An 11,978-nucleotide genomic window follows, 5' to 3' on the forward strand; every position below is an offset into this window, starting at 1 on the left:
AAAATTCTACTTACCTTTGCAGCACAGAAAAGAAAAAGAAGCACCATCCTCTACCTCCAACTGCTGCCTCTTAGCCTCTACCTAATGCATGAAACAGCTACAATGGAAGAAAGTCGTAAGTTCAAATGTTAATGATTAAAGTTCAAAAAGGTTAGTATTAATAGGCTCAGAGGTTAGTGTTAACAGGCTTAAAGGTTAGCGTTAATGAACAATAGGTAAAATAATGAAATTCAAAGACCAATGCAAGAAACCTATGTCTAGATTTTTACAGATATTAAAAACTGATTTCATCCATTCAAGGGGTTCCACAGAGTCATAATAGAGAAAAGTAAACACACGACAAAGGGGCTTGATTTATCTAACTTGGATTTAAAGGCTACATCGAAAAGAGCCTCTTTCAAAGGCATTTCGTTGACGGAATACAACTTATTACCAAATTGAAAAGTAACATGAAAGAAGCTTTAATGAGTGTTTCTGACAGGCTTTTACTCAGAAAAAGAGCCATTATAGAGACGGTGAATGATGAACTTAAGAACATTGCGTAGGTGGAAACACTCCAGACATAGATGCTTTGACAATTTTATCGTCAAATTGTTAGGAGTCATTGCCGCCTATTGCCTGTTTCTCAAGAAGCCGTGCATCAATACAAAGAACTATTGACACACAGCTTTCATTGTTCAGAATTCGTCGAACTCACGTTATTTAACACTTTACTGCCTCATTGAGATAGATTAATAACACATTAAAGACATCGTGTGTCAAACAAAGGAAATCATTAATAAGAGAAGAAGAAATTATTGCTTAAAGCAAAACTAATGACTCCTGTTATACCTAAAAGGGAAATTAACAAACAATAAAGGCAACAAGTGTGCCTAAAAAGGAAACTTCTTTCTATTTAAAGAAAGACGTATGTAAATAATTGTAAATACCTTTGCAACGACAAAAACCACTCACGTTTAGACGTAAGGATTAAGTTAGGATAAAAGCAAACAATCGTGGAATAAAAAACAAATAATCACTAGTTAAATAATTAAAATATATTTACTTAAATTATGAGAAAAATTAGATTCTTGTTGTTTGCATTGCTCGCATTACTATATGTGACCAATGTAAGGGCACTCACGAAAGGTAACCAGTTCACCCGAGATGGTATTACTTACCAAGTAACCTCTATGATAGCATCGGGTAGTACGAGCGACGAGGTGGCGGTTGTAAGTTCCACTCTAAGTGGTACTTTAACAATTCCAAGCACTGTTAAGGACTTAAACAATCAGTACACTTTTAATGTTACTTCCATAGCTTCTGCTGGTTCATACACCAATGTGAACGCAGTTGTTTTACCAAGTACGCTTAAGACTATCAACACAAATGCCTTCTCAAATTCGCAGATTACAACCATCAACATCCCTGCGGGAACTGATAATATCATGGATGGTGCATTTGCTCAGATAGAAAATCTTACCGCAATTACTGTTGATGCTGGTAATTCTAAGTATACAGCAGAAGATGGAGTACTCTATGAGGATAAAAGCGGTAATAAGTATTTGAAGGCTTATCCAGTAGCAAAGGCTGGAACAACATTCACAGTTCCTAGTGGTGTGTATGGTGTTTCTACTAATGGTTTCCAGCTGGCTAAGAATTTAACAACTATCAATCTTCCTGCTTCTATTCAGGATTTACCAACTTCTGCAGAAGCTAATGGTTTTACATCAGCTAAAAAGCTTACAGCTATCAAGGTTGATCCTGCTAATACGAATTTCAAAGATGAAGATGGTGTTGTCCTAACACAGGATGGCAAGACATTGGTTGCATACCCATTCGCAAGACATGGAGTTGTAGACCCAGCTTATAATGGTCCTTTAGTAACAATGCATCCTGGCGAGGTTTATACAATACCAGCCTCTGTTGAGACCATATCCAAGGGTGCTTTCGCTCAGGTAAGTGAAATAACAGCAGTAAAACTGAACAATGTAAAGAAGATTAGCGCAGGTGCATTCTACTCTGTTCGTAACTTAAGAAACGTTGAGTTGGGTGCTTCTGTTGAGACAATCGAAGATGGTGCTATCACTGGCTCACCTGACTTTACTCGTTTTGCTGTTGATAGCAATAACCCAAACTATACTGCTGATGCAGAAGGTATTATCTATACAAAGAACAAGGAAGAGCTCGTACTCTATCCATCTGGTAGAGCTGGTGAATATTCAACCTTACCTACTACAAAGAAGATTCGTAAACGTGCATTCTATTATGCACAGAAGGTTACAAAAGTAAACTTCAATAGCGCATTAGAGGACATTGATAATGATGCTTTCCAGGTTACTACAGCTCTTAACGAAATAACTTTTGCAGCACCTTCAAGCTTAAAGAGAATTGGTACTTGGGTGTTCTATATGTCTGGCTTAACAAAGTTGGAATTGCCAGCATCTCTTAAAGAGATAGGTTCGAATGCATTCAAAGATAATAAAAATTTGAAGACTGTTACAGTTGCAGATAATTCTCAATTGGAGTCAATTGATACTTATGCTTTCACTGGTAATAGTAATCTTGAATCATTCACTTTCGAGGGTTCAACTGCTTTAAAGACTATTAGGGGAAACGCTTTCTCTAATGATACTAAGCTTGCAAGTTTCGATGTTCCTGCAAATGTTGAAACAATTAATAGGGCAGCTTTCGATGGAACATCTTCTATGAAGCATGTTACATTCCAGGCTCCTGCAAAGATTAAAACGATTGGAGAGGCTGCATTCCAGAATGCTAACGCCTTGGAGAATATTGACCTTCCTGAAGGTTTGTTAGAAATTAAAAAGGATGCATTCAACAAGTGTACTTCATTGACAGAGATTGGTATTCCTTCTACTGTAACTACGATTGACCCAACAGGTTTCCAGCAAGCTGAGAAATTAGAAAGATTTGATGTTAATAAGAATAACACCGTTTATTCAAGTGTTGACGGCTTCTTGTTGAGCAAGGATAAGAAGACATTGGTTTCTTTCCCTCCTGCAAAGGCTGGTACATACTATACACTGTTGCCTCCAACCATTGAGACAATTGGTGCACAGGCATTCTATGCTATCAACAAGTTGGAGAATATTACTATCCCAGAGAAGGTAAACAGAATTGAGAGATTTGCATTCGATAATCTTGTGAATTTGAAGACTATTGCTTTCTTGGGTAAGCATCCTATTGCTGAAGCGAACATTGACCCTTCTGCATTCAATCCAGACAATGTACATCCAAATACAATTGACCTTAGTGTACGCAAAGGTACTGAGAGCGAATATGCAGCTAATAATGTATGGAAGAAGTTCCATCAGTTAGGAGTTTCATTCTTTGAAGAGACAAATGGTGCAGGTAATGGCTTAACAGAGTACTTCCCATTGTCACAGTATGCTGTAATGATTGTTGGTACAAAGGCTGACGTATTTACTTACGTTGTAAAACCTGAGGTAAAAAATCATTTAGACGGTAAAACATACGAGGTTCGCCTTTGGGGTGACTATGCATTGAACAATAATACAACTAACATTGAGGAGGTTGTCTTCAAGAACACACTTGATTATGTTGGTATCGATGCTTTCAAGAAGCAGGATGGTTCTTCAACTGTTAAGCGCATCTACTTCACCGCTACTGTTCCTACAAAGGATATGAGTGCAACGAAGTGGGAATACATTAACAACTCAGGTACCTACACTGAGAAGGAGTTTGAACCAAGTCTCAAGATCTATGTAAAGAAGTCAGCTGAGAATGCTTATAAGACTGCTACCGGTTGGGCTCGTTATGCAGTTCAAACATCTTATAAGATTCCAGGCGAAGTAACAATTCAGAACTTGTGGGGTACTTTCGCTCGTGAGTTTGATGCTGACCTCGGTATTTATAACCGTGAAACTGGTAAGGGTAAGGTTGCTGCTTTCGTAGCACAGAAGTCTGCTGACGTAAAGGTTGCTGACCCAGTTCACACATTCGGTATCTATAAGTTCAAGGTTGAGAGTATCGATATGCACGGAGGAGTTTCAGGTGATGAATCTTATGTTCCTGCAGACAATGGTGTACTCATCGAGGCTAGACAAGGTCGTACATTGCCAGCAGACTTCTACTATGCAATTGGTGAGAAGGACAACACAACTTACACTATCGACCACAACATGATGACAGGTGTTACTGTAAAGAAAGCTGTTGTTAACTCAACAACCGCTGACCCTCTCTACGCAATGTCAAAGAGTGAAGGTTTGCTCAAGTTAATCAAGCCAGGAACTTCTTTCAACTTCCCAGTTCACAAGGCATACGCAAGACCACAAGATGCTTTCAGTGGCGCTGCTAAGGCTCAGCCAGTCTTTGATGAGGAAGATAACAATGATGTAACAGGCATTGAGAACATTGAGAATACTACAACAACTGACAACAATGTTTACTATAACTTGCAAGGTCAGCGTGTAGAGAATCCACAACATGGTGTATTCATCCACAATGGAAAGAAAGTTGTTTTAAAATAAACAACCAAGTAAATAAACATTAATAGTATCTTCATTCTGTAAGGAGTGTTGTTCTCTGTACTACACATTGCCAGAAATGTATGCAGAGACAACACTCTAAACAGGGAAGGAACTTTATCCTAAGAGAATTAAAATCTATATTCTACATTTAAAGAGGACCATACAATGAGAAAGAAATTATATATAACACCTGCCATAGAATACATCGGCGTTGAATCAGAGACATTGATGTTGACAGCAACAGCAGCTCGTACAACTACTAATCAAGAAGCTTCATCTGGTCAGCAAGGTGGTAGCCCAATACCACAAAGTGGTTATGCCAGTGAAGGCGATGTAGGCGCAAAGGAATCACCATTCCTCTTTGACGAAAATTACTCAGTTTGGAACGATTAAAGCTAAGGAGTGACATCTATAACTTTTTTAGGTTAGGAGCAGATTCTTCATAAAGAGTCTGCTCCTTCTTTTATAGTGTGAGTCACAATAGTACATATTGTCAATGACAAAAGTACATATTGTGGGGCACAAAAGTATATATTGTCAACCACAAGACTAATAAGACCTCAGTCCTATACTGAGATACCCTAGGTCCTATACTGAGATACCCTAGGTATAGAACGGTGATAACTTGAGTAATGTTGAAAAACATGCTTAGAAGTTTAATAGGACTTGTAAGGCACGAGTTATACACCCGTAGGGCACGGAAGTATAACCCGTACCCCACGAAAGTACATTTCGTCGTTGTTAACAATTAAGCCTTTTCCTTAGCTAGTATTTATAGATTTAGAATTACAGGTTAAACATCTAAGCATTATTATGCCTTCGAAATATGTAAATTAAAGAACAAATTAGTTGTAAATTAGAGAAGGATTGGCGTTTAAGTTAAAGTACAAATGCCCCGTAAGTATAAGTACGATTAACGTATAAGTTAGAGAACAAAGGAACTTTAAATATCATATTTAATCTCTTTAGACAATAAGTATTTAAGGAAATCACAATCTTTTATTATCTTTGCAAAAGATATAAGGAGAAGAGATGATAGAAACATTCAACACGGGGGAGACTCAAGAGAGTTTGAGACAGGAATATAATCCAGATGGTTCGGTGCTACGTAAAGCACAACTAAGACTATTGGATATGGCAATCTATCTACAAGAGACTGCACGAAAGATAGGCGTTCCTTGTAGGTTGGATGGTGGTAATGTGCTCGGTGCTCTGCGTCATGGTGGCTTTATTCCATGGGATGATGATATTGATATGGTGGTGAGCTATTATGATTTCAAGCGTCTTTGTGATTACCTCAAAGCCCACCCTCACCCTCAATATGTGCTGCAAGACAATGATACTGACCCTGGTTTCTATAAAGAATGGGCTTGTCTGCGCGACCTAAAGAGTGAGAATCGCAGTCATGAAGCAAGTGACAGTGAGAACAGAAGAGTGCATGAAGCACAAAAGTTTAGGGGCTTGCATATTGATATTTTCCCTTACGAAGGATATATGATACCCTCTTTACAACGCCTTGCAGCTAAACTGTCAGTGAATCTCAACTTAGAATTTGCTGGCAGATACCCTATGTTAGCGCAGCTTGGTTACGATATCTTACACCACATTGTGTTTCCTGGTTTCCGCATTCTCGGTAGACTCTTTGGTAATCCCGACCTATACATGCACTCATACGGAGCATGGTTTTATGAGCAGAACCCACGTCAATACATGATTCCTCACAAAGACATCGTCTTCGAAGGATATACTTTTGAAGGGCCAGCTGACCCTGAGGGACTTTGTCGGATTGCTTATGGTAATTACATGGATTTGCCTCCAAAGGACAAGCGGGACAGACATAAGATTGATGTTGAGTTCAAGTAGGAAGCAAAGGAATAACTAATCTTCTAAAAGTAACGTATGAATATCGCCGTAATCTTCGCTGGAGGCTCAGGTCTCCGTATGCACACAAAGTCAAGACCGAAGCAGTTTCTTGACCTCAACGGTAAGCCGATTATCATTTACACACTAGAGTTGTTCGATAACCATGAGGCTATTGACGCTATTGTTGTAGCCTGTATCGAAAGTTGGATACCCTTCTTAGAAAAGCAGATACGCAAGTTTGAAATCAACAAAGTGGTGAAGATTGTACCTGGAGGAAGCTCTGGTCAAGAATCTATCTATAATGGTTTGTGTGCTGCCGAAGAATATGCACAAGAACATAAGGCTGATGCAAAGCAGACAACCGTACTGATTCATGATGGTGTGCGACCATTGATTACGGAAGAAACCATCACTGATAATATTAATAAGGTAGAAGAGGAAGGAAGCTGTATCACCTGTATTCCTGCCACCGAAACCTTTATTGTAAAACAAGATGATGGCAATTTAGAGATCCCTTCACGTGCGAGATCACTCATTGCTCGTGCTCCGCAGAGTTTCCGTTTATCGGATATCATGGCAGCACATCGGCGTGCTTTGCAGGAAGGAAGACATGACTTTATAGACTCCTGTACGATGATGAGCCATTATGGACATAAGGTGGCAACGGTTATCGGACCCATGGAGAATATTAAGATTACGACTCCAACAGACTATTTCGTACTGCGTGCTATGGTTCAGGTACATGAAGATCAACAGATATTCGGATTGTAAGAACGACGAAGAAGATGAATAACATATTGAAAGAAGACATACAGCTCTTTGCGTCTCGGTTTGCTTTAGCCACAGAGTTAGAGGGTAAGACGATAGCAGTGACTGGTTCCACGGGATTGTTAGGAGCTTGTATGGTGCATTGTCTATTGGCTTTGAAGGCACAAAGAGGTGTCAACTTACATGTCGTGGCAGTAGCTCGAAACATGGAGAAAGCTGTTCACCTCTTTGGAGAAGAACATGAGGAGCTTAGCTATTACCAATATGACTTCAGTTCAACGGAACCTTTCCAACCGAAGAGAAATGTGGATTATCTTTTCCACTTTGCCGCCCCTACCGCATCAAAAGACTTCGTTGAGAAACCTGTAGAAACGATGAATACGGTTTATATGGGTATGCAGAATATCCTCAATTATGCTGAGCAAACAAAGTTGGAATCACTTGTTTTAGCCTCAACATTGGAAGTCTATGGTACGATAACAGATGACTCTACCCCACTCACGGAGGACAAACAAGGTTATTTGGACCCGATGGCAACCCGTAGTAGTTACCCTTTGGCAAAGCGTGCAGCAGAAGGGTTATGTCATAACTATGCTGTGGAGAAGCAAGTAAAAGTAAAGGTTGCACGATTGGCACAAACCTTTGGCGCAGGAGTTAGCAAACAGGACAATCGTGTCTTTGCGCAGTTTGCACGTAGCGTTATCCATAATGAAGACATCATCTTACATACAACAGGCGAACTAAGTAGGTGTTATTGTTATACGACAGATGCGATCAGTGCCATGCTTTATATCCTATTGAAAGGTGAAGACGGAACAGCATATAATGTGGCAAATGAAGCAACTTACATCTCCATTCGACAAATGGCTGAACTCGTTGCCGAGACTTTCAATCCTAATCATGTGCATGTAGTGATTGAGAAGCAAGAGGGTTTAGGCTATTCACCTACCACCAAATTACGCTTAGACACGCAACGAATACAAAGTTTGGGATGGACACCTTATTATAATATGAAGGATATGTTTGGTCGCTTAATAGCCTCCATGAAGGAAGAATAGATATGAGTAACTTATATAAAAGAGTGAAAGACAGTCTCTTCCACACATATAATCGAAAGGATTTGAGTGCGTGGGAACACATGCCATCTACCCCACTCCCTATCTATGGAGTTTACCATGTTATGTTAGATACAGGTTGGACTTCATTAGTTAAAAGTCAGATAGAAAACCTCAAGAGAAGTGGTCTTTTAACTGCAACTAAGAAACTATATGTCAGTTGTATAGCCTCTAAACAATCGGATGTGGCACTTCTGAAACAAATTATCGATAGTGATAAGGTAGAGATTATATCAAATAGTTCTGACCCAAAGAAGTACGAATATCCTGCATTAGAATATATCAGACGGCTCGCAGATAACGAGGATTGCTTGATTTATTACTTCCATTCTAAGGGCATATCCTACCAGTCTATTACCACAAGAGATCGTCAATTCCATTCGTTCAAGCGTAAGATTGATGCGTGGAGAGAGCTCTTAGAATACTTTATCTTTGACAAGTGGAAGGTGGCAGTGAATGTGTTAACAGCTGGATATGACACTTACAGCTGTTATCGATGGCCTCCACGCAAATATACCATGTACTCTGGTAGCTTCTGGTGGGCTAAGTCCGATTATATCAAGAGACTCCCACATTTCGACAAGAACATCATCTCTACCAATCGATTCTACTCAGAGGTATGGCTTTTCGAACTATCTAATCACAAGCAATTCTCAGCCTTTGACACGATTGTCGACCTTTATTTCGTTCGTATTCCACGTTCGATTTATGCCGATGAAAGCCCTAAGGCATGGGACAAAGTCCGTTTCTCTCTTGTTTATAACATAAGGAAGATAGAGAAACATGTATTCAAGTACAACTATAAACAACGTTGTCAACAACGCTTCCAAAAGCTAAAAGAGAAAATATAAGACAACAACCTGCACTTGTATAAATCCCCTGTTAAAATAATCAAAAGTATATTTTACAAACTTAGTATTCGTCAAAAAAGAGCTTTATAAGTAAAACAATTACTCATTTTTGGCTATCTTTGTAAACTATTCGTAGCCTTTTAATAGGATAGAAGATAATATTCAACACATAAAACATTAAGCACATGAAAGCAAAAATGCTATTTCTAGCGGCTTCACTCGTCGCCACCTCGGCATTTGCCCAGGGGTTGAAATCGGGTATAGACCGCAACAACATGGATCTAAATGTCAAACCGGGAGAGAACTTCTATGAGTATGCTGCAGGTAACTGGATGAAGACTCACCCTCTAGACAAGGAACATCCAATGAACGGCGCATTTGTTGATCTAGAAGAGTTAAACAACAAACGCATTCGAGAAATGGTTGAGGATTATGCCAAGAAACCACAGAAGAAGGGTACTGTAGCACAGAAGATTGCTTCTATCTACAATCTCTACATGGACAGCACACGCCGCAATCGTGAGGGATACAACCCTATTAAGCCCGTATTAGCTAAAGTTCGCACTGCTAAGACACGCAAGGAACTCATCAAACTGATGTATGATCTTGACGAAAAGGGCTATAACACTTTCCCTGTAGGCTTTGGGATGACTACTGACGCCATGAATTCTAGCCGATACATCATCGGAGTTTCACAGTCAGGATTGGGTTTGGATCCAGAGTATTACACACAACCTAATGAACAACAAAAGGCTGTTGTGGCTGCTTACAAGAGCTTGAAGAATGACTACCTGAAGATGGTTGGCAATGCTCCAGCAGTTGCAAAGAAGAAGATGGAAGAGGCTTTTGCACTGGAGAATCGTATAGCAAAGGTTAGTTATGACCAAGTAAAATCACGTGACCCACAGGCTAATTACCATCCAATGACATGGGAACAACTCTTAAAGGATTACCCAGGTATTGATTGGAACTACATCTTAAAGATTGCTGGCTATCCTAATAATGGTGGTAAAGTGGATGTTGGTCAACCGGAACCAGTACATGAGGTAGAAAAGATCTTGGCTACAGCTCCACTCGATCAGTTGAAGGCTTACATGGAATTAGCTGTTATTTCAAGTTCTGCGGGTATGCTCTCTGATGCTTTCTCAAACCGTAAATTCGAATACACAAAAGTTGCTTACGGCGTTCAGCAGCAACAGCCACGTTGGAAGCGTGCCTTATCTTTCGTACAAGGTATTATGGGAGAGGCCGTTGGTAAGCTCTATGTTCAAAAGTACTTCCCAGAGAGTAGCAAGGAAAGAATGATTCAACTTGTCAAGAACTTGCAATCAGCTTTTGCACAGCGTATCGAAGAGAATACATGGATGACAGCTGCAACAAAGGCAAAAGCACTCGAGAAGTTACAGGCATTCGACATAAAGATTGGCTACCCAGATAAGTGGCAAAACATGGATAGTGTATTTGTTATTGACGAAGCAAAGTCACTTCTTGACAATGTAAAAAACGTACAAGAGGCTGCTTCAAAATATATTATCTCTAAGCGTTGGGGCAAACCAGTTGACAAGAAACTATGGCATATGACTCCACAGACAGTCAATGCTTATTATGATCCATCAACGAATAGTATCAACTTCCCAGCAGCTATTCTCCAGCCTCCATTCTTTGATCCTGAGGTCGATGATGCCGCTAACTATGGTGCTATTGGTGCAGTGATTGGGCACGAGATGAGCCACGGCTTCGATGATCAAGGTTGCCAGTTTGATAAGGAAGGAAACATGAAGAACTGGTGGACAGACAAAGACAAGAAGAACTACGATGCACGAACAAAGGTGTTAGTAGACTGGTTCAACCAGCAAGAAGTTATACCAGGATTAAAGGTAAATGGCGAGAAGACGCTTGGAGAAAACATTGGTGATAATGGTGGTTTGAACGTTGCTTATCGTGCATTAGAGAATAGTATGAAGCAGAATCCACTTACAGACAAGGATGGTTTCACCCCTTCTCAACGTTTCTTCCTCGCATGGGGTCGAGTATGGGCAAGCAATGTTGCACCTCAATTTGTTGCTTACATTGTTAACTCTGACGTACATTCTCCTAATGTAAGTCGTGTTAACGCAGCCCTACCAATGATAGATTCTTGGTACAAGGCATTCGATATTAAAGAAGGTGACAAACTCTTTGTCCCACAGGAGAAGCGTGCTCACATCTGGTAAGAGATGCTTCCTTTGATGTGAGATAACGCCTTCTTCAAACTTTAAAGAGCCTCTTCTCCCGTATAGAAGAGGCTCTTCTTGTATATCAGCATTGCTAATCATTCCTATAAGATAGCATTATATGGGTCGCAAATGATGTCACTTGATTTTACAATCTACGCCTTTGTTTTAGGCATATCTGTAATAAATTAACATAGATAAAATCAAATGACACTTATCAAATATTTGCTTATTACGAACAATAAATGAGGATATTTATCTATCCTCAAATCCGCAACTAAGCCCTTGAAGGTTCTTATTGCGTTTACACGTCCTCTCATTACTGAATTTGCAGATAATTTGAACTTGAAGCACCCACTTCTGCCTACAATATCCCCTTACCCCACAATGTGACTTGAGGCAATACACAATATCATTCCCATAAGTTGTAGGCACTATCCAAAATCAGTCTGGAAAACATCTGCGTAAGCATAATTACAGGTATAGATATTCAGCACATACCGCCTTGATGTCTTGATCCACTTGGCTGGTACAGAGATAAACCTGAAGACAAACGCTTTTATGCGACTTGTTACATTGAGTCCGAACTTCTTTACGTCAAGTCTTTGAATAATGGCCTTGTAAAAGTTACGGATAAGTGCTGTAAGAAGAAGGAACACTGTGTTCTCTGCCATGAAG

The 11,978-nt window shown here is 39.8% G+C and carries 7 protein-coding genes and 3 pseudogenes; 8 read left to right on the forward strand and 2 right to left on the reverse strand.

Annotated features, from left to right (window positions below):
- Positions 1-362: 362 nt before the first annotated feature.
- The 8 genes and pseudogenes from HMPREF9969_RS09250 to HMPREF9969_RS09285 all read left to right on the forward strand — a co-directional run.
- A pseudogene (locus tag HMPREF9969_RS09250) lies at positions 363-706 on the forward strand (transposase); the annotation flags it as partial.
- Between the two features lie 346 nt (positions 707-1,052).
- Entirely contained in the window at positions 1,053-4,490 is a 3,438-nt protein-coding gene (locus HMPREF9969_RS09255; protein WP_009435568.1) for a leucine-rich repeat domain-containing protein, read from the forward strand.
- Between the two features lie 165 nt (positions 4,491-4,655).
- On the forward strand, positions 4,656-4,883 hold the full coding sequence (locus tag HMPREF9969_RS09260) for a hypothetical protein (protein ID WP_009435565.1): 228 nt from the start codon (positions 4,656-4,658) through the stop codon (positions 4,881-4,883).
- A gap of 639 nt (positions 4,884-5,522) precedes the next feature.
- Entirely contained in the window at positions 5,523-6,353 is an 831-nt protein-coding gene (locus tag HMPREF9969_RS09265; RefSeq protein ID WP_009435566.1) for a phosphorylcholine transferase LicD, read from the forward strand.
- Positions 6,354-6,389: 36 nt separating this feature from the next.
- Positions 6,390-7,124, forward strand: coding sequence for a 2-C-methyl-D-erythritol 4-phosphate cytidylyltransferase (locus HMPREF9969_RS09270; RefSeq protein WP_009435567.1), 735 nt, complete (start codon positions 6,390-6,392; stop codon positions 7,122-7,124).
- A 14-nt stretch (positions 7,125-7,138) separates the two neighbouring features.
- On the forward strand, positions 7,139-8,179 hold the full coding sequence (locus tag HMPREF9969_RS09275; protein WP_009435569.1) for an NAD-dependent epimerase/dehydratase family protein: 1,041 nt from the start codon (positions 7,139-7,141) through the stop codon (positions 8,177-8,179).
- A 2-nt stretch (positions 8,180-8,181) separates the two neighbouring features.
- Complete coding sequence (locus HMPREF9969_RS09280) at positions 8,182-9,087, forward strand: hypothetical protein (protein WP_009435564.1); 906 nt, start codon at positions 8,182-8,184, stop codon at positions 9,085-9,087.
- Positions 9,088-9,272: 185 nt separating this feature from the next.
- Positions 9,273-11,300 carry a M13 family metallopeptidase gene (locus tag HMPREF9969_RS09285; protein WP_009435563.1) on the forward strand — a complete coding sequence of 676 codons (2,028 nt, stop codon included), beginning with the start codon at positions 9,273-9,275 and terminating at the stop codon, positions 11,298-11,300.
- Between the two features lie 203 nt (positions 11,301-11,503).
- Here HMPREF9969_RS09285 and HMPREF9969_RS13225 read toward each other — a convergent pair.
- Positions 11,504-11,722, reverse strand: a pseudogene (locus HMPREF9969_RS13225) (hypothetical protein).
- A 12-nt stretch (positions 11,723-11,734) separates the two neighbouring features.
- A pseudogene (locus HMPREF9969_RS09290) lies at positions 11,735-11,978 on the reverse strand (IS1380 family transposase); the annotation flags it as partial.

Source organism: Prevotella sp. oral taxon 306 str. F0472 (assembly GCF_000257925.1).
GTDB classification, from domain to species: domain Bacteria; phylum Bacteroidota; class Bacteroidia; order Bacteroidales; family Bacteroidaceae; genus Prevotella; species Prevotella vespertina.